Genomic DNA, 19,142 nt, shown 5'->3' with positions numbered 1-19,142 from the left:
GCCTAGAGCCCCTTGGCCGCCGCGACGAAACGGTCGATGTCGCGCTCGTCATGACAAAGGCCGATGCCGATGCGCAGCACGTCGCCGCGCACGTCCGTCACCACATCATCGTCGAGCAAAGCCGCCTGCCAGCGTTGCGCCTCGGGCGAACGAAGCGCGAGAAAGCGTGCCGCGCTGGCGCCGCCGGGGTTGAGCGGGGTCGCGCCGCCCAGCGGCGTTTCGCCCAGCCGCGCAGTCAGGCGCGCCTTCAGCCCCGCGACATGCGTTGCGACCATCGCCGTATCCAGCCCTTCGCGCGCCAGCATGTCGCGCACCGCGACGAAGCGATAAAGCCCCGAGGGATCGAACGTCGCGCCCATGAAGCGCCGCGCATCGGGCGCATAGCCGACGGCGCCGGGCGGCAGGCTGAGATCGTCGAAGGCGGCATACCAGCCGGTGAGCGGCGGGCGCGGCGCGAAGCCGGGCGGCGCGTGCATGAAGGCGCAGCCTTCGCCGGCCATCGCATATTTATACCCGCCGGCGACATAGAAGATCCGGTCGGCCACCGCCGACAGATCGGTCGGCACGGCCATGAAGCCGTGATAGCCGTCGACGAGCACCCACGGACCTTCCGGCCGCGCCAGCGCCGCCAGCGCTTCGATCCCGCCAAACATCGTGCCGCTGCCGAACATCACCTGGCTGACCATGATCAGGTCGTGCCCGCCTGCCTCGGCCGCCGCGACGAAGCGATCGGTGAAGCTCTCGAACGGCGCGACGGGCACCGTTTCGAGCATGACCGCCCCCTGCTCCACCCAGCGCGCGCCCTGCCGGCGGAAGCTGTGAAATTCCCCGTCGCTGGCCAGCACGCGCACGGGGCGTTTCTCGAGCGCGGCGACGAGGCGGATGAGCAGGTCGTGGGTATTGCCGGAAAAGACGATGCTCGCGGGATCGGGCAGGCCGAGTTCGGCCGCGACATGGGCCTGCGCGGCTGGCCAGATCTCGCCCATCACCCGGTCCCATTTGCGATCGGCGAGGCGCGCCGCATCGTCCCAGGCGGCCTGCTGGCCCAGCCAGCTCGCATCGGGCCAGAGATGGTGGCTGTGCGCCGCCATGTGCAGCCGGTCTGGCGCAGCGGCGAGCGCGCGCTGGAACAGCCGCTTCCAGCTCATAGTCGCGTCCTGAGCGACCACAGCTCGGGGAAGGCGCGTTTGGCGAGCGTCTTTTCCAGATAGGTGGCTCCGGCGGTGCCGCCGGTGCCGGGCTTGTTGCCGATGATCCGCGTGACCGTCAGCACATGCTTGTGCCGCCAGGTCGCCATCGCATCGTCGAGGTCGACCAGCTTCTCGGCAAGCTGATAAAGCTCCCACCAGCGTTCGGGCTCGCGATAGACGGTGGCCCAGGCCTCCTCGATCGCCTCGCTCGGTTCGTAGGGCTGCGTCCAGTCCCGCTCGAGCGCGGTCATCGGCACGTCGATTCCGGCCGTCGCCAGCGCGGCGATCGCATCGTCCCACAGGCTGGGCGCGTAAAGCGCCTCGGTCATCTTCGCCTGCGCCACCGGCCGATCTTCCTGAAAGCGCAGGAAATGCCCGTCCTTGAGACCCAGCATATATTCGATCGTGCGGAACTGGTCGGACTGGAAGCCCGAGGACCCGCCGAGCACGGCGCGGAAGCGCGTATAGTCGCTAGGCGTCATCGTGGTCAGCACATCCCACGACAAGGTCATCACCGCCTGAATGCGCGAGACGCGGGCAAGGATCTTGTAGGCGGGGACCAGACTGCCCTCGCGCACCATCGCCTTGGCCGCGTGCAGCTCGGCGATGATCTGCTTCAGCCACAATTCCTTGGTCTGGTGGATGATGATGAACAGCAGTTCGTCATGCTGGTCCGATATCGGATGCTGCGCGGCAAGGATGTCGTCGAGCGCCAGATAGCGCGCATAGGTCATGTCGGTCATGGGCGAAGTCTTAGAATCGCTTTTGGGGCGGCGCCAGTCCGCTCCCCGCCAGTCCGCGCCCCTATGCCCGCATGTCAGAGTCGCTCGGCGGTGCTCACCACGTCGGCCGCCCTCAGCGCCGCGACGATCCGTGTCAGATGTTGCAGATCGTGCACTTCGAGATCGACGAGGAAGCTGTGGAAGCCGCCGTCGCGATTGTCGAGGCGCAGGTTCAGGATGTTCGCCTTGTGCGCGCCGAATATGCCCGCCATCACGCCCAGCGATCCCGGCTCATTCTTGAGCACGACCGAAAGCCGCGCGACAGCGCCGTCGGATCCGTCGCCCCACGACAGGTCGATCCAGTCGGCATCGGCAGCCTCGGCCAGCGTCGGGCAGCCGATCGCATGCACTTCGATCGGCGCATCGGGGCGGCGCAGGCCCACGATGCGGTCGCCCGGAACGGGGTGGCAACAAGGCGCAAGGCTGAAGGCGACGCCGGGGGTCAGCCCCTTGATCGAGATGGCCTCGCGCTGCGGCGGCGCCTTTTCAAGCTCGCCCAGATCGCCGCCGGTCGATCCCGGCATCAGCGCTTCCATGAGGCGCGCGTCGCTCACCTGTCCGCGCGCGATGCCGATCATCAACGTCGGCTCATCCTCAATCTTCAGGCGTTTCAGCGCCTGAGCCAGCGCTTCCTGGCCAAGCTGCGCCGGCAAACGCGCGATAATCTCGTCGTAGAGCTTGCGGCCGAGCGAAATGCTTTCGCCGCGTTCCTTCTGGCGGACGAAGCGGCGGATCGCAGCGCGCGCCTTGCCCGTCGCGACGAAATTGATCCATTGCGGCTGCGGCTCCTGCGCCTTGGACCGCAGAATCTGGACCTGATCGCCGTTGGCGATCGGCGTGCGCAGCGGCACGACGCGGCCGTTGATCTTCGCGCCCACCGCCGTGTCGCCCAGATCGGTATGGACGGCATAGGCGAAATCGACCGGCGTCGATCCCTTGGGCAGCTGATAAAGCTCGCCCTTGGGCGTGAAGGCGAAGATGCGATCCTGATACATCGCCATGCGGGTATGCTCAAGCAGCTCCTCGGGGCTGTCGGCATTTTCGAGGATTTCGACGAGGTCGCGAATCCACCCGGCCTGGCTGTCGGGCTTATGGCTGCTCTGCTTGTAGGCCCAGTGGGCGGCGAGGCCATATTCGGCCTCGGCATGCATCGCCTCGCTCCGGATCTGGATCTCGACGCGCATATTCTCGGCGTGGATCACCGAGGTGTGAAGCGAGCGATATCCGTTGCGCTTGGGCGTCGAGATATAGTCCTTGAAGCGCCCGGGAACCATCGGCCAGCGCCGGTGAATCACCCCCAGCGCCTTGTAGCAATCCTCGGTGGTGGGCACGATCGCGCGGAAGGCCATCACGTCGGACAATTGCTCGAAGCTGATGTGGCGCTCTTGCATCTTGCGCCAGATCGAATAGGGGCGCTTGCGCCGCCCGCTGATGTCGGCATCCACGCCGCCGCGGCTGAGCAGCAGCTTCAGCCCCGACGAGATGCGTGCGATGCGGTCGCCGCCGCCTTCCTCGAGCAGCTCCAGCCGGCGCGTGATCGAGGCATAGGCCTCGGGCTCCAGCTGCTGGAAGGCCAGCGTCTGCATCTCGTTCATGAACTCGTACATGCCGATCCGCTCGGCGAGCGGGGCATAGATATCCATCGTCTCCTTGGCGATGCGCCGGCGCTTCTTCTCGTCCTTGATGAAGTGCAGCGTGCGCATGTTGTGGAGACGATCGGCGAGCTTGACGAGCAGCACGCGGATGTCGTCCGACATGGCGAGCAGGAACTTGCGCAGATTCTCGGCCGCGCGCTCGCTTTCGGTCTGCGCCTCGATCTTCGACAGCTTGGTGACGCCGTCGACCAGCCGCGCGACATTGCCGCCGAACAGCCGCTCGATATCGTCATAGGTGGCGACGGTATCCTCGATCGTGTCGTGGAGGATCGCGGTCGCGATCGTTTCGTCGTCGAGATGCAGGTCGGTCAGGATGCCGGCCACCTCGATCGGGTGGCTGTAATAGGGATCGCCCGATGCCCGCTTCTGGCTGCCATGCGCCTGCATGGAGAAGACATAGGCACGATTGATCAACGCCTCGTCGGCGTCGGGATCATAGCGTTTTACACGCTCTACAAGTTCATATTGGCGCAGCACGCGCGCAATTTGGGGTCTGGCCGGGGCGCTTTGCAACTGGTTTCACGCTGCCGCAGGCCCCGAAGCGGTGGAATTGGGGTGCCGGTCGCGATCAGGCGGTTGGGAGGATCCGCCGGGCCGCGACCGGCCCCGCGCGATTTTACTTCGCGCGGGCGTTGCACTTGTCGAGATTGGGGGCGTCGAGCGCCACGCCATTGGCGGTGAAGGCGGTGAGCTGGCCCAGCTCGCGTGCGGCGACCGCGCAGATGATCGCGGGGCGGCTTTCGCCCTGTCCTGCGGTGCACGACTGGCCGTCGCAGGTCCACACCTGGCCGCGGATCATGGTGCGGCCGGCGGCCGGCGCGCTGGCCGGGGTCGCGCTGTAATAGGCATTGGTCGGCTGGGCATAGGCCGCGCCGGCGACGAGCAGCGAGGACGTCGCGAAGGCAGCCGCGAGAGCGAGGTGACGAAGCATCGAACTATTCCTGTTGCCACTGGGGAGGGTGATTCGATATTTACAGCGTAAAGTTTACGCCGTCAAGTTTTCGGATGAAACGATATTGTCATTTTGCGATTGCGTCGCCGCGCGCTTGGACTAACCTTGGCGGCCATGGGACTTCGCGAGCCTTTGAAGCAGATTGCGCTTGAATGCAGCCTCCCCGCCGCGCTTGAGGCGATGGGGGAACGCTGGTCCTTTCTGCTGCTCCGCGCGGCCTTCAACGGCCTGCGTCATTTCGAGGAAATGCAGTCGAGCCTCGGCATCGCGCGCAACATCCTCGCCAATCGCCTGACGCGCCTCGTCGACGCCGGCATCCTCGAACGGCTGCCCTGCCCCGATGATCGGCGCAAGGTCGAGTATCGCCTGACCAGCAAGGGCGAAGCGCTGCTGCCGACGATGATCGCGCTCAGGCAATGGGGCGAGCGCTGGGAAACCAAATGCCCGTCGAACCCCGTGCTGGTCGACAAGCGCGACGGCGAGCCCGTCCAGCCGATCCGCGTCTGCGCGCATGACGGCCGCGCGCTCGAATGGGGCGATCTCTGCTTCCGCGACCGCGCCGATCTTTTGCCGCAGGCGGCGGAGTAAAAGCGCCGACCGCAAAACGGCTCTCGAAACCGGCGGGCCGGCAATGCCCAGCCCCCGTCATTGCGAGCGCAGCGAAGCAATCCAGACGATGTCGAGCGCCAGCCTGGATTGCTTCGCTGCGCTCGCAATGACGGGACAGCAGCGCAATGACGCCTGCCGGCTACATCGCGGCACGAATGCAGCTCAAACAAAAAGCCCCTCGCCTTTCGGGAGGGGCTTCGGGCCAATCACTCGTAATCGGCGCCGAGATTCTGGTTGCGCGGCGGCGCGGCGGCGGTGAGGCGAAGCGCCTCGGCCGACTGGCTGAGCGAACCGATCGCGTCGGGGGCATCCTCGTCGTCGATCTGGACGCGCTGCAGGCCCTGGATCACGGCATCGCGCAGATCCTCGGGCAGAACCGTCTCCTCGGCGATCTCGCGGAGCGCGACGACCGGGTTTTTATCGCGATCGCGGTCGAGCGTCAGATCGGCGCCGCCTGAAATCTGGCGCGCACGCTGGGCGGCGACCAGCACCAGGTCGAACCGGTTCGAAACCTTGTCGACACAATCCTCAACGGTAACGCGCGCCATAGCCGCTCCCAAGACTCAATCACGATGGACGGAAGGCGGCTCAGGTAGCGATGCACCCCGCCCATGTCAATGATGGCGGCACGGGCTTGCGTGTGCCCGCGCGTCACTCCATGCCCCGCATATGATCGACGACGCCGCGCGCACCGACGATGACAGCCATCTGATCGACGGCAATCGCCTGCGCCTGATCACTGACGGCCCCGCGCGGATAGAGGCGCTGGTCGATCTGATCGACGGTGCGAAGCAGTCGCTCCGCCTGCTCTATTACACCTTCGCCGCCGATCATTCGGGGTTGCGCATCCGCGACGCGATCGAGGCGGCGGCGCATCGCGGCGTGAAGGTTTCGCTGATCGTCGACGGTTTCGGCAGCGGCGACGCCTGCGGCAAGCATTTCTTCGCGCCGCTCGTCGCCGCCGGCGTCGATTTCTGCTGCTTCATCCCGCGCCTCGGCCGCCGCTATCTGCTCCGCAATCATCAGAAGCTCGCTTTGGCCGACAAGGCATGCGCGATCATCGGCGGCTTCAATATCGAGGATGATTATTTCCGCCGCGTCGAGGAAGGCGGCTGGCGCGATCTCGGATTGCGGATCGACGGCCCCGCCGCGCAGCCGCTCGCCAGCTATTTCGACATGCTGGCCGCCTGGTCGCGTCATCCGCGCCCGCGCATCCGCCGGCTGCGTCGCGCGCTGCGCCGGTGGGGCACCCAACAGGGCCAGGTCCACTGGCTGCTCGGCGGCCCGACGCGCCGCCTCAATCCCTGGGCGCGCGCGGTGAAGCGCGAGCTGCAGCAGGCCCGTCGCCTCGATCTCGCCGCCGCCTATTTCGCTCCCAACCCTTCGATGCTGCGGCGGATCGACCGCATCGGCACGCGCGGGACGGCGCGGATCATGACCGCCGCCAAATCGGACAACGGCACCACGATCGGCGCGGCGCGCTTCACCTACGCCGGGTTGCTGCGCAAGGGCGTGCGCGTGTTCGAATATCAGCCGACCAAGCTCCACACCAAGCTGATGATCGTCGACGATCGCGTACATGTCGGCAGCGCCAATTTCGACATGCGCAGCCTCTATCTCAACATGGAGATCATGCTCTCGGTCGAGGACGCGACCTTCGCCGCCCGCATGCGCACCTATTTCGAGGAAGAGCTGGCGCAGAGCCGCGAATGGCGACTGGCCGATGTCGCGGGGCCCGCCAACGCCTTCATGCGGCTGCGCTGGATGGGCTGTTATTTCATCGTCGCGGTGCTCGACTACAACGTCACGCGCCGGCTCAACATCGGCGTCGGCGGCGCCGGGGAATAGGCGCTGGTCAGGCGCTTGCGGGCATGATCTATATCGCGCCCATGAAAATCAGCATGCTCCTGGCGCTCAGCCTGTCCGCCTCGCTCATCCCCGCCGCCGCGCAGGCGGAGACCGAGCGTTTTTCGGTGATCTTCGGGTCGAAGGTCGTCGGTCATCTCACCTCCGACACCAATGGCGACAGGACCGCGATCGATTTCGACTATAAGAATAACGGGCGCGGGCCGACGATGAAGGAAGCGCTGACGCTCGGCAAGGACGGGCTGCCGACGAGCTGGGACATCAGCGGCACCACGACCTTCGGCAGCAAGGTGAGCGAGAGCTTCGTGCTGAAGGGCAAGGTCGCCAGCTGGAACGACGCGGTCGGCCCCGGCAAGGCGACGGTCAAGGAACCGAGCATCTATGTCGCGCAGGTCGGCAGCCCCTGGGCGCTCGGCCTCTATGCCCGCGCCTTGCTGAAGGATGCCGATCGCCAGATGCCCGCACTGCCCGGCGGCACGCTGCGGCTCGACAAGGGCGAGCCGCTAACGATCAACGGCAAGGGCGGGGCGATCACCGGCACCGTCTATACGCTAAGCGGGATCGACCTGACCCCCGACACCTTCCTGCTCGACAACAAGGGCGCGTTCATCGCCTATCTGTCGCCCAGCTTCGCGATTGTGCGCGAAGGCTATGAGGGGGAGGAAGTGCGGCTGCGCGAGCTGGCCGCCAAATGGTCGACCGACCGCTATGTCGCGATCCAGAGGGACACGGCGCATAATTACGACGCCCCCGTGCGCATCCGCAATGTCCGGCTGTTCGACCCCAGGACCTCGAAGCTGACCGATCCCGTCTCGGTATTGATCGCCGGCAAGACGATCGCCGCGGTCGAACCGATCGACGAGCCCGCCACCCCCGGCGAAGTGCTGATCGACGGCGCGGGCGGGACGCTGGTCGCCGGCATGTACGAGATGCACGGCCATCTCGGGCAGGATGATGCGCTGCTCAATCTGATGGCGGGCATCACCACGGTGCGCGACATGGGCAATGACAACGCCGTGCTCGCCAAGCTGATCGATCGGATGGACGCCGGCATCATCGGCGGCCCGCACGTGATCCGCAGCGGCTTCATCGAAGGCAAGAGCCCGTTCAGCGCGAACAACGGCATCCTCGTCAACAGCGAGCAGGAAACGATCGACGCAGTGCGCTGGTACGGCGCGCGCGGCTTCTGGCAGATCAAGAGCTACAACAGCATGAACCCGGCATGGGTGCCGGCGCTGGTCAAGGAAGCGCACCGGCTGGGGATGCGCGTCGCCGGGCATGTGCCCGCCTTCTCGACCGAGGACGCCAATATCCAGGCAGGCTTCGACGAGGTGACGCACATCAACCAGTTCATGCTGCAATGGGTGATCAAGCCCGACGAGGATACGCGCACGCTGTTCCGCCTGACCGCGCTCAAGCGCCTCCCTGCGCTCGATCTCGGCAGCGAGCGCGTGCAGACGACGATGAAGCTGATGGTCGATCACAAGACCGCGATCGACGCGACGCTGGGCATCCACGAGATGCTGCTCAAGAATCGCGACGGCCAGACCCCGCCGGGCGCGGTCGATTATATCGACAATATGCCGATCGGCTGGCAGCGCGGCGCGAAGAAAGCGCTGATCGATACCTCCGCGCCGGGCGACGATGCCGCCTATCGCGGCGCCTATGACAAGATCGTCGCGACGCTGAAGCTGCTCCACGATCAGGGGACCTTCATCGTCCCCGGCACCGATACCGGCGGCAGCTTCACCTATCACCGCGAGCTCGAACTCTATCAGAGCTTCGGCATGACGGCGCCCGAGATATTGAAGCGCGCGACATGGGATATGGCGGCCTATACCGGACAGGATCAGACGATGGGGTCGATCGAGAAAGGCAAGCTGGCCGACTTCTTCCTGATCCCCGGCGACCCCACCAGGGAGCTGAAGGCGATCAAGACGATAAGCATGGTGGTGAAGGACGGCACCGTCTATTTCCCGAGCGAGGTCTATCCGAAGTTCGGCATCAAGCCCTTCGTCGCCGCACCCAAGGTGACGCTGCCGGCCGCAAAATAAAACGATGATGTGGGAGGCCGGCGGGGTCGGCCTACCTTGTTTCACGCCCTGCACAGTTGGCGATTGACTCTAAATCTACATAGGTAGATTTAGAGTCATGATCCGCACCCGATCCCCCTCGCCCGTCGCGCGAAACGTCCTTGCCGCGCTGGCCGAGGCCGGTCCGCACTGGTCGCACGGTTATGAGCTTTGCCGCCTGGCGGGCATCAAGTCCGGCACGCTTTACCCGCTGCTCATCCGCCTCGAGCGGCAGGGGCATCTCGAGGCGCAATGGCTGCCGCCGAGCGACCCCGGCCGCCCGCCGCGACACGCCTATCGGCTGACCGCGAGCGGCCTTGCGCTGGCGCAGCAGAATCCACCGCTGCGCGCCGATACCGGCCTGATCGGGAAGCCGGCCTGATGCGCGTCCTTTCCACGGCCATCGTCCGCCTCGCCGCCTTGCTGCTGCCGGCATCGCTGCGCGACTGGGGCGTTGCGATGCGCGGCGAGATCGACGCCGTCGAAGGCGACGGCCCCGCACTGCAATTCGCACTGGGCTGCCTTGGCTGCGCGCTGCGCGAAGCGGCGCTGGCGCATATCATCCTGCCGCTGCGCCTGCCGCTCGGCACATCACTCAGCGAGGGAGACCCGACCGTGCCGATCGACACTCATCTGCTCCAAAGCCCGCGCCGCATCGCGGCGATCTGCGCGACGGGCGCGACCGGCCTCGGATTGGCCTATATGACGGCGGGCGGCGCGCCGATGCGCTATCTGGCGATCAATGCGGCGGCACTGGTCCTTGGCTTCGCGCTTGCGGCGGCCGCGCTGGCCAGCGCGCGCAGCGGACGCCTCGAACCTGGCCCGATCAATCTCGCGCTTGGCCTCGCCCTACTGCTCACCAGCCTGTTCGGCGTCACGGTCGGCGGCGCGACGCGCTGGATCTCGATCGGCGGCCTCTCCATTCAGCCCAGCCTGATCCTTCTGCCGGCGCTGGCGGTGGGTTTCGCGCGCGGCCGTGACGCGCTGTCCGCCACCGGCATCGTCATCGCGGCACTTGCACTCGCACTCCAGCCCGATCGCGCCGTGGCGGGGGCGCTGGCGGCCGGCATGGCCGCGCTTGCCATTGCGCGGCCCAAACGCAGCACGCTGGTTGCGCTCGCCGGCGCCGTGATCGGCCTGACCGTCACGCTGGCGCGCGCCGACGTCCAGCCGGCCATGCCGTTCGTCGACCGGATCTTCTATTCGTCGTTCGATGTCCACCCGCTCGCCGGGCTGGCCGTTGTCGCCGGGGCCGTGCTGATGGTCCTGCCTGCCGTCATCGGCTGGCTCCGCGACGCCGATCGCCACGACGTCTATTTGACCTTCGGTGCGGTCTGGCTGGCGACGATCGCCGCAGCGGCGTTGGGCAATTATCCCACGCCACTTGTCGGCTATGGCGGCAGCGCGATCATCGGCTACGTCCTCAGCCTCATCGGTCTGCCGCGCAGCATCGACGTCGTTGTTTCGGGTGAAAACGGGAGAATTGCGCCGGAAGCCGTGCAAGCCGATAAGCCGCACGGCTTCCCGGCCGACCTGCCCTATCTCGCCTGATCCCGCCTTCTAACGCGCGGCGACGCTGGTCGCGGCATCCGCCTGCTGCCAGCCGCCGCCAAGCGCACGGAACAGACTGACCTGCGCCGTCGCGATGCGCGCATCGGCGGCCGCCAGATCGGCCTCGGCGTCGGCGAAGGTCCGTTCCGTATCGAGCAGCTCGAGGAAGTCGATCGTGCCTTCGCGCTGGCGTGCGCGGGTGATCCGCACGGCGGACTCGGCCTCGTCGCGCGCGCTCTTCAACGCTTCGCGCCGATCGAGCTCGCGCGCATAGTTGGAGAGCGCCGTCTCGGTCTCCTCCAGCGCGCGCAGCACGGTGCCGTCGAAATCGGCGAGCGCGCCGCGCGAATCGGCCTTCGCGGCGTCGATCCGCCCGCGCACCGCTTCCTGATTGGGGAAGGACCAACTGATCAGCGGCCCGAGCAGCCAGCGCAGCGGCCCGCCCCCGAACAGGTCGCTGAAGCCGAGGCCGCTCGACCCCGCCGACCCGCCGAGCGTGATGCGCGGATAGAGATCGGCGGTCGCAACGCCGATCCGCGCCGTCGAGGCGGCAAGGCGACGCTCGGCCGCGCGCACATCGGGCCGGCGTGCCAGCAACGCTGCCCCGTCGCCGACGGGGATCGGCTGATCGAGGCGCGGCGTTGTCGTCCGCTCGGCGGCGGCGGCAGGAAGCTGTTGCGGCGCGCGACCAGTCAATGTCGCCAGGCGGAACAACGCCGCCTGCCGCTGCGCCATCAGTTGCGGGACGAGCGCCCGGCGCTGGTCGCGCAGCGCCGCGATGCGCACGACGTCGAGCTTGGTGGCGCGCCCGGCCTCGAACCTCTTGGTGGTCAGCGTCACTGACTGATCGAGCAGTTCGACGACATGCTGCGCGACGCCCAGCCGCTCGGCGGATGCCGCCGCATCGGTATAGGCGCCCACCGTCTGCGCGACGACCGAGACGCGCACGGCGTCCGCATCGCCCGCCGCCGCCGCGACATCGCCGCGCGCAGCCTCGATATTGCGCTTCACCCGGCCGAACAGGTCGACCTCATAAGCCACGTCGATGCCGACATCGACCTGCCAATCCTCGCGCTTGGCGCCGATCGGACGCTGGCTTTCGGGAAGGCGACCATAGCTGGCGCCGGCGCCGATATTGGTGCTCGGCAACCGGTCCGAACGCGTCTCGCGCAGATTGGCCTGGACCTTCTCGAGATTGGCGACGGCGACGCGAATGTCGGTATTGGCCTTCAGCGCATCCTCGATCAGCCCGTCGAGCACGGGATCGCGGTAGAGTTGCCACCAGCGGTCGCTGGCTGCGGCATCGCTGACCAGCGGCGTCGCGGAGCCCGCAAATCCGCCCGTGGCGGTCTGAGGCGGCGGCGGGGCCGCGACATAATTGGGGCCGACCGCGCAGGCCGAAAGCAGAAGCCCCGCAACGAGCGACAAGGGACGTAGGTGAGACATGGTTTCCGCTCCTATTCGGCGGGCTGCAGCGCCGCCGGTGCCGCATCGGGACGCGGGCGGTGGCGGGCCAGGCGCTCCGCGAGCGCCCGGCACACGACGTAGAAAGTCGGCGTGAAGATCAGGCCGAAGCCGGTGACGCCGATCATCCCGAAGAAGACGGCGGTGCCGAGCGCCTGGCGAAGCTCCGCGCCCGCGCCGCTCGCGATCACCAGCGGCACCGCGCCGAGGATGAAGGCGAAGCTGGTCATCAGGATCGGCCGCAGGCGGGTCTGCGCCGCGCGGACGGCGGCCTCGACCGGCGACAGCCCGTCTTCCTCCTCCGCCTGCTTGGCGAACTCGACCACGAGGATCGCGTTCTTGGCGGCAAGCGCGATGAGCACGACCAGCCCGATCTGCGTCAGCACATTATTGTCCATGCCACGCAGGTTCACGCCGGCCATCGCCGCGAGCAGGCACATGGGCACGATCAGGATGATCGCGAGCGGCAGCGTCAGGCTCTCATATTGCGCGGCGAGGACGAGGAAGACGAAGACCACCGCCATGCCGAAGACGAGTGCGGCCGTGCTGCCCGCCGCCTTCTGCTGATAGGCGATGCCCGTCCATTCGTGGCCATAGCCCTTGGGCAGCGTCGAATCCGCCAGCTTCTCCATCGTCACCAGCGACTGGCCCGAGGAATAGCCGGGCGCTGTGTCGCCATCGACCTCGACCGCCGGATAGAGATTGTAGCGCACGACGCGATATGGCCCGGTCTTGTCCTGGAAAGTCGCGACGCTGCCGATCGGAACCATCGCGCCGCTGTCGGAACGGGTCTTGAGATTGGCGATGTCGGCCGTGGTGTTGCGGAAGGGCGCATCGGCCTGCGCGGTGACGCGGTAGGTGCGCCCCAGCAGGTTGAAGTCGTTGACGAAGGCCGATCCCAGATAGACCTGGAGCGCTTCGAACACGCGCTGCGGCGGCACGCCGAGCAGATCCGCCTTGCGCCGGTCGATGTCGGCGAAGATGCGCGGCGTCGCGGTCTCGAAGAAGGTATAGACCTGCGCCAGCCCCGGGGTCTGGTTGGCCTTGCCGATCAGGTCGTAGGCGGCTTTGCCCAGCTCGACATAACCGCGTCCTTCGCGGTCCTGCACCATCAGCCGGTAGCCGCCGGCCGAGCCGATGCCCTGGATCAGCGGCGGCGGCACGATGAGCAGGCGGGCCTCGTTGATGTCGGCGGTCCGCTTGCGCGCCTCGTCCATGATCTGGGCGAAGCTGACACCCAGCTTCTCGCGTTCCTCGAACGATTTGAGCGGGAAATAGGCAGCGGCGGCGTTGGGAGCGAGCGTCTGCGAGGGGCCGTCGAAGCCCGCGAGCATCACCGCGCCCTTGATGCCTTCGACCGGCAGGATGCGCGCGGCGACCTTGCGCATCACCGCATCGGTGCGCTCGACCGACGAGCCCGGCGGCAGCTGGATCACGGTCAGGAAATAACCCTGGTCCTGCGCGGGGATGAAGCCGGTGGGCGTCACCCAGAAGACCCCCATGGTCAGCGCGATCAGGCCGCCATAGGCTAGCATCATCCGCTTCGGCCGCGTGACCAGCCGGCGGGTCAGCGCGGCATAGCCGTTGCTCAGCCGCTCGAACCCCCGGTTGAAGCGATCGCCGGCGCGCTGGAGCAACTGCTTCCAGCGCGGGGCATTCTCGTCATGCGTTTCGGCGCGCAGCAGGATCGCCGCAAGCGCGGGCGAGAGCGTGAGCGACAGCAGCAGCGAGATGACCGTCGCGGTCGAGATCGTCACCGCGAACTGCTTGTAGAAGGCGCCCGACAGGCCGGTGATGAACAGCGTCGGGACAAACACCGCGCACAGGACAAGCACGATCGCAACGAGCGCCCCCGCCACTTCGTCCATCGAGACGCGCGCGGCCTCGAGCGGGCTCAGGCCCCGCTCCAGATTGCGCTCGACATTCTCGACCACCACGATCGCGTCGTCGACGACGATGCCGATCGCCAGCACCATGCCGAACAGCGACAGGTTGTTGATCGAATAGCCGAGCGCCGCGAGCATCGTGAAGGTCCCGATCAGCGACACGGGAATCGCGACCACCGGGATGATCGCCGCCCGCCATTTCTGCAGGAAGACGAGGATCACCAGCACGACGAGCAGCACCGCCTCGAACAGCGTGTGCTTCACTGCGTCGATCGACTGCGAGATGAAGGCGGTGGGATTGTAGATGACGCTATAGTCGAGCCCCTTGGGGAAGCGCGTCTTCAGCTCGTCCATCGCCGCCGACACGCCTTGCGCGGCGGCCAGCGCGTTCGATCCCGGGCGCTGGAACACCGCGACGATGACGGTCGGCTTGCCGCTCAGATAGGTGTTGGAGCCATAATCCTGCGCGCCAAGCTCGACCCGCGCCACGTCGGACACGCGCACCTGACGCCCGTCTGCATCGGTGCGGATGACGACGTTCGCGAACTGCTGCGGGTCGACGAGGCGGCCCTGCGTCTCGACGTTGAGCTGGAAGGCATTGCCCTGCGCATAAGGCGGCTGGCCGAGCGTGCCGGCGGCGACCTGGACGTTCTGGGCGCGCAGCGCCTGGACGATGTCGCCCGCCGTCAGGTTGAGCGCGGCAGCGCGGCCCGGATCGATCCACACGCGCATCGAATAGTCGCGCGAACCGAAAAGCTGCACATCGCCCACGCCGTCGACGCGGCTCAGCCGGTCGCGCACCTGGGTCAGCGCATAGTTGGAGATATAGCCGCGATCGAGGCTGTTGTCGGGCGAGACGAGGTTCACGACCATGAGGAAGTCGGGCGACGTCTTGCGCGTCACCACGCCGAGGCGCTGGACGTCCTCGGGCAGGCGCGGCACCGCGACCGCGACGCGGTTCTGCACCAGCACCTGCGCGGCATCGAGGTCGGTGCCGATCTTGAAGGTGACGGTGATCACCAGCTTGCCGTCACCCGTCGATTGCGACGACTGGTAGAGCATGTTGTCGACGCCGTTGATTTCCTGCTCGATCGGCGCGGCGACGGTTTCCGCCACCGTCTCGGCATTGGCGCCGGGATAGTTGGCGGTGACGGTCACGGTCGGCGGCACGATGTCGGGATATTGCGACACCGGCAGCCCGAGATAGGCGATCGCACCAATGATGGTGATGATGATCGCGATCACCGCGGCGAAGATCGGCCGCGTGATGAAGAAGCGCGAGAAGCGCATGATGTTCGTCCTCTTCCGAGAGGGATCAATGGGTGGCGAAGGTCGCCTCGCCGGAGGTCGGGGTCGCCACGTCGGCGGCGGCGCTCGCCTGCGTCTGCGGCGCGATGCGGCCCGCAGTCGGGCTGACCTTGGCGCCGGGCATCGCCATCTGGACACCGACGATGACCACGCGGTCCGACGGCTTCAGTCCCGAGCGGATGATCCGCAGCCCGTCGACCACGGGGCCGAGCTGGACTTCCTTAGCCGCGACGTCGTTCTTCGCATCGACGACGAGCACTGTCTTGCGCGCCTGATCGGTCTGGATCGCGGCGTCGGGGACGAGCAGCGCCTTCACCTGCCCGCCATTGGCGAGCCGCATGTTGCCAAACATGCCGGGGGTCAGGAAATATTTGGGATTGTCGATGATCGCACGGCCGCGGATCGTGCCCGAACGCGGATCGAGCCCATTGTCGGTGAAGTCGAGCCGGCCCTTCCAACTATAACCGCTCTCGTCCTGCAGGCGGATCTCGACCGGGGCCGCCGGGCCGCCGGGCTGACGATTGCGCAGCGTCTTCAGATAGAGCGCCTCGGAGCCGTCGAAGCTGAAATAGATGGGATCGAGCGCGTTGACCGTGGTCAGCAGCGTGCCGCTGGTGCCTTCGCCGCCCGCGACCTGATTGCCCGGATCGACGCGGCGATCGGAAATGCGGCCGGCGATCGGCGCGCGCACCTGGGTGAACTCCATGTCGAGCGCACGGGTCCGGAGCCGGGCATCGGCGGCGGCGAGCGCCGCTTCGGACGCCTGGACGCGCGCGCGCAGCGCATCGACCTCGCCCGCCGAGACCGCCTCGTCGGCGATCAGGCGCTGGGCGCGGCCCAGATCGGCGCGGGCAAGCGCCAGCGCGCTGCGCGCACTGGCGACATTGGCGCGCGCCTCGGCCAGCGCGGCGGCGAAGGGACGCTGGTCGATCGTGAACAGCAACTGGCCCTGCCTGACGACGTCGCCGTCGCGGAAATGGACCGCTACGACCTCGCCCGAGACGCGCGGGCGGATCTCGACCGTCCGGCTCGGTGCGAAGCGGCCGATATAATCGTCCCACTCGCTGACCGTGCGGACCAGCGGCGTCGCCACGGTGACGGCCGGCGGCGGCGGGGGCGCGACTTCGGCGCTGGAGCGCGTGGCATAGTGCAGCCCCACGCCGGCGACGAGGACGAGGGGAGCGGCGAACAGCGCCCCGCGCTGCCAGCGCGGGAGGCGCGCCAGCCGCGATGCCGGTGCGGCCTGACCCGTCGCGTCGGCGGAATCGATTTTGGTGATCATGTTCATAGCGCGGCCCTCCGATCGGCCGTGAGCAGGTTGCCGCGAATGGCGGCGAAGAGGGTTTCGAGATGGTGCGAAAAGAAGCCGGCGCGCTCGAACGCCTCGAACTCCGAAAGCGGGAGCGACCAGCCGCGACGCCAGGCGAGCACCGCCATGCGGCGCAGCGCTTCGAGGCGCGGGTCCGCGAGGCGCGGATTGGGGCGCTTGCCGAAGAGCAACGCCCCCCAGCGTTCGAGCCTGCCTTCGGGGCGCAGGCTGGCGAGCCTGTCGCCACGGGCAAGCGAGATCACCTGCCATTCGGTGTCGTTGAACACGGGTTCCGGCGCGAGGCGGGGTGCGGCAAAGGCATCGCGGCGTGTCGGATCGAAATCGATGAAGGCCATTGGCTTTCCCCTTGGCGGAAAAGGCGAACGCCAGCGCCGTCCAGGCGCCCTGCGACGGGCGCGACGAAACACCGGCGCGAAAGCGCCCGACTATGAAATCCCTGTTGTCGAAAGAGCGGGTGATTCCGCCCCGGATCAGGCCTAGGCCATCACCGCATCGCCAATTTACCGATCTGCTGCATGACGCGTCCTCCGTGCCGAGGGCCGCACCGACGCGGCTGACCATTCAGTACCGATCGGTATATAAAATGATGCTGCGTTGCGTCAACCCTTTTTATACCGCTGGGTATAATTTTGTCGAGAGGGGTCTAAAGCGAGGCTTTAGGAGATCAGGAAACCGGCAGAAACGCGCATATCCTGCGCCACAGGCGCGGGGTTCAGCGCCCCGGCCAGATGGCGAGCGTCGTGTCGACCAGCTGGTCGAGCTGCGCGCGCGTCGCCCCGCCGCTCGCCTGCACCGAAATGCCCTGGAGGATCGCGGTCAGATAGCTGACGATCGCCTGCGGCTCGACCGTGGCGGGCAGATCGCCTTCGTCCTTCGCGCGAACGAAACGCGCGAGTAGAGCAGCGTCGGACGAGGCGCGGCGCGCGAGCACCTCTTCCTTGATGCATTCCGATTGCGGGCTGCACGACAGCGAGGCAATGACGCCGAGGCAACCCTTGGGGTCGCAACTGCTCGCCTGCATCTCGACCGCGCCGCGCATCAGCCGTTCGGCCACTCCGCGCCCGGTCGGCGCCTCGAGCGCCTTGCCAACATAAGCCAGCTTCTCGCGCTCGTAGAGATCGAGCGCCTTGCGGAACAGCGCTTCCTTGTTGCCGAAGGCGGCGTAGAGGCTGGGCTTGGTGATGCCCATCTCCGCCGTTAGCTCGGCCAGCGACGCGCCTTCATAGCCGTTGCGCCAGAAGACGCGCAGCGCAGCGCCCAACGCCTCTTCGACGTCGAACGCGCGCGGGCGCCCCTTCGGGGTCGGCAAGGTGCAGCCGCTTTCCATACCGGTCGGTACATAGTGCGTCGGGCGACGAATGTCACCCTCCAGACGCAAATCGCCTCAGGCCGCGCTTTTCGGCGTATAAAGCGTCGGGAACGCCGCCTTCAGCGCCGCGACCTTGGGCAGGTCGTTGACACGGATGTAAGTCGAGTCGGGATTGCGGTCGAGATAATTCTGGTGCCACGCCTCGGCGGGAAAGAATCCGCCCTGCTCGATCTTCGTCACGATCGGCGCCTTGAAGCTGCCACTGCGCTGGAGCTGCGCGATATAGGCGCGGGCGACCTTTGCCTGATCGGGCGTGGCCGGGAAGATCGCCGAGCGATAGCTGGGCCCGCTGTCCGGCCCCTGCCGGTTGAGCTGGGTCGGGTCGTGCGCGACGGCGAAATAGATGCGCAGCAGCGTGGCGTAGCTGACCTGCGCGGGATCATAGACGATCTTGATCGCCTCGGCATGGCCGGTGCGCTCGGTCGATACGGCGTCGTAATTGGCAGTGCGCGCCTCGCCGCCCGCATAGCCGGCGGTGACGCTCCGCACGCCGCGGACATGCTCGAACACGCCTTCCATGCCCCAGAAGCAGCCGCCGGCGAGAATCGCGGTCTGGAGGCCTTTCGCGCCGACGACATCGGCGGCGGCGGCAGGAATGGCGACTGCGGTTGCGGCGCTCACCGGCGCGAATGCGGCAGCCAGCCCGCCTGCGGCAATGCCGGCGAAAGCTGCGATGGCGAAGGGGGTCGAGCGCTTCATCGTCAAATACTCCGAACGAACATGCCCGCCTGTTCGTCAGAAGATGGGGAGGCGTTACGCCTCAGGCAATGATCCGTTCGATCGCCGTCGTCACGCGGGCGTGCGCATCGGGCACCCACAGCACGATGCCGACAAGGCCGAGCGCGAAGCCGACGAGGAAATTGCGGAAGACATCCGAACGCACGAAACTGGCCACGGTCATAATCCCATATTCTGGTCTTGGCCGTCTGACGACGCCGCGCCGCCCGACCCGCACCCTTTGCCGGGCCGCAGTGGACCGCCACGCGTTGCCCGAAGCTGAACCACGCCGTCGGGCGCGGTTCAGCTTTGCTGCTTGAGGCGCGGCGCCGGCCCGCTCCCCCACCCGGCCTCCCATCCAGGATACACTCTGTGGGAGGCCGGGTGGGGT

Annotated in this window: 17 protein-coding genes; 5 read left to right on the top strand and 12 right to left on the bottom strand. The window is 67.1% G+C overall.

What is annotated here, in order from left to right; genetic code table 11:
• Positions 1-2 precede the first annotated feature (2 nt).
• The 4 genes from AC3WT0_RS14675 to AC3WT0_RS14660 form a co-directional block, all read right to left on the bottom strand.
• On the bottom strand, positions 3-1,148 hold the full coding sequence (locus AC3WT0_RS14675) for an aminotransferase class V-fold PLP-dependent enzyme (RefSeq protein WP_492754164.1): 1,146 nt from the start codon (positions 1,146-1,148) through the stop codon (positions 3-5).
• Positions 1,145-1,933, bottom strand: coding sequence for a tryptophan 2,3-dioxygenase (locus AC3WT0_RS14670; protein ID WP_492754163.1), 789 nt, complete (start codon positions 1,931-1,933; stop codon positions 1,145-1,147). The genes AC3WT0_RS14675 and AC3WT0_RS14670 overlap by 4 nt, the downstream gene beginning before the upstream one ends.
• A 74-nt stretch (positions 1,934-2,007) precedes the next feature.
• Positions 2,008-4,104 (bottom strand): RelA/SpoT family protein, encoded by a 2,097-nt coding sequence (locus tag AC3WT0_RS14665; protein WP_492754162.1) that lies wholly within the window; start codon positions 4,102-4,104, stop codon positions 2,008-2,010.
• A gap of 139 nt (positions 4,105-4,243) precedes the next feature.
• A complete protein-coding gene (locus AC3WT0_RS14660) occupies positions 4,244-4,558 on the bottom strand; it encodes a CC_3452 family protein (protein WP_492754161.1) in 315 nt (104 codons plus the stop codon).
• Between the two features lie 135 nt (positions 4,559-4,693).
• Here AC3WT0_RS14660 and AC3WT0_RS14655 point away from each other — a divergent pair, with 135 nt between their 5' ends.
• The gene (locus AC3WT0_RS14655; RefSeq protein WP_492754160.1) at positions 4,694-5,167 is read left to right on the top strand and encodes a winged helix-turn-helix transcriptional regulator; all 474 of its coding nucleotides are present in this window, start codon (positions 4,694-4,696) and stop codon (positions 5,165-5,167) included.
• Positions 5,168-5,394: 227 nt separating this feature from the next.
• Here AC3WT0_RS14655 and rpoZ read toward each other — a convergent pair whose 3' ends face one another.
• Positions 5,395-5,736: a DNA-directed RNA polymerase subunit omega gene (gene rpoZ / locus AC3WT0_RS14650; protein ID WP_492754159.1), complete on the bottom strand. Its 342-nt coding sequence runs from the start codon at positions 5,734-5,736 to the stop codon at positions 5,395-5,397.
• Between the two features lie 121 nt (positions 5,737-5,857).
• Between rpoZ and AC3WT0_RS14645 the strand changes: the two genes are divergently transcribed.
• The 4 genes from AC3WT0_RS14645 (at position 5,858) to AC3WT0_RS14630 (ending at position 10,677) form a co-directional block, all read left to right on the top strand.
• Entirely contained in the window at positions 5,858-7,036 is a 1,179-nt protein-coding gene (locus AC3WT0_RS14645; RefSeq protein ID WP_492754158.1) for a phospholipase D-like domain-containing protein, read from the top strand.
• Positions 7,037-7,089: 53 nt separating this feature from the next.
• Complete coding sequence (locus tag AC3WT0_RS14640; protein WP_492754157.1) at positions 7,090-9,108, top strand: amidohydrolase family protein; 2,019 nt, start codon at positions 7,090-7,092, stop codon at positions 9,106-9,108.
• A 97-nt stretch (positions 9,109-9,205) separates the two neighbouring features.
• Positions 9,206-9,508, top strand: a complete 303-nt coding sequence (locus tag AC3WT0_RS14635; RefSeq protein ID WP_492754156.1) for a PadR family transcriptional regulator — start codon at positions 9,206-9,208, stop codon at positions 9,506-9,508.
• Positions 9,508-10,677, top strand: a complete 1,170-nt coding sequence (locus tag AC3WT0_RS14630; RefSeq protein WP_492754155.1) for a hypothetical protein — start codon at positions 9,508-9,510, stop codon at positions 10,675-10,677. Before AC3WT0_RS14635 ends, AC3WT0_RS14630 begins: the two co-directional genes overlap by 1 nt.
• A 9-nt stretch (positions 10,678-10,686) precedes the next feature.
• On the opposite strand, the gene AC3WT0_RS14625 is transcribed toward AC3WT0_RS14630, so the two are convergent.
• The 7 genes from AC3WT0_RS14625 to AC3WT0_RS14595 form a co-directional block, all read right to left on the bottom strand.
• On the bottom strand, positions 10,687-12,123 hold the full coding sequence (locus tag AC3WT0_RS14625) for an efflux transporter outer membrane subunit (protein ID WP_492754154.1): 1,437 nt from the start codon (positions 12,121-12,123) through the stop codon (positions 10,687-10,689).
• Between the two features lie 11 nt (positions 12,124-12,134).
• A complete protein-coding gene (locus AC3WT0_RS14620) occupies positions 12,135-15,317 on the bottom strand; it encodes an efflux RND transporter permease subunit (protein ID WP_492754153.1) in 3,183 nt (1,060 codons plus the stop codon).
• A 25-nt stretch (positions 15,318-15,342) separates the two neighbouring features.
• Positions 15,343-16,623, bottom strand: a complete 1,281-nt coding sequence (locus tag AC3WT0_RS14615; RefSeq protein ID WP_492754152.1) for an efflux RND transporter periplasmic adaptor subunit — start codon at positions 16,621-16,623, stop codon at positions 15,343-15,345.
• Complete coding sequence (locus AC3WT0_RS14610) at positions 16,620-17,000, bottom strand: hypothetical protein (protein ID WP_492754151.1); 381 nt, start codon at positions 16,998-17,000, stop codon at positions 16,620-16,622. The genes AC3WT0_RS14615 and AC3WT0_RS14610 overlap by 4 nt, the downstream gene beginning before the upstream one ends.
• A gap of 377 nt (positions 17,001-17,377) precedes the next feature.
• Entirely contained in the window at positions 17,378-17,992 is a 615-nt protein-coding gene (locus tag AC3WT0_RS14605) for a TetR/AcrR family transcriptional regulator (protein WP_492754241.1), read from the bottom strand.
• Between the two features lie 57 nt (positions 17,993-18,049).
• Positions 18,050-18,733: a peptide-methionine (S)-S-oxide reductase MsrA gene (msrA, locus tag AC3WT0_RS14600; RefSeq protein WP_492754150.1), complete on the bottom strand. Its 684-nt coding sequence runs from the start codon at positions 18,731-18,733 to the stop codon at positions 18,050-18,052.
• Between the two features lie 61 nt (positions 18,734-18,794).
• Positions 18,795-18,929 carry a hypothetical protein gene (locus AC3WT0_RS14595; RefSeq protein ID WP_492754149.1) on the bottom strand — a complete coding sequence of 45 codons (135 nt, stop codon included), beginning with the start codon at positions 18,927-18,929 and terminating at the stop codon, positions 18,795-18,797.
• Between the last annotated feature and the right edge of the window lie 213 nt (positions 18,930-19,142).

This window comes from Sphingomonas sp. EU05-FHT14C10 (assembly GCF_058790595.1).
Note: the sequence above shows the minus strand (reverse complement) of the source record. Positions and strands in the feature narration are given on the sequence as shown.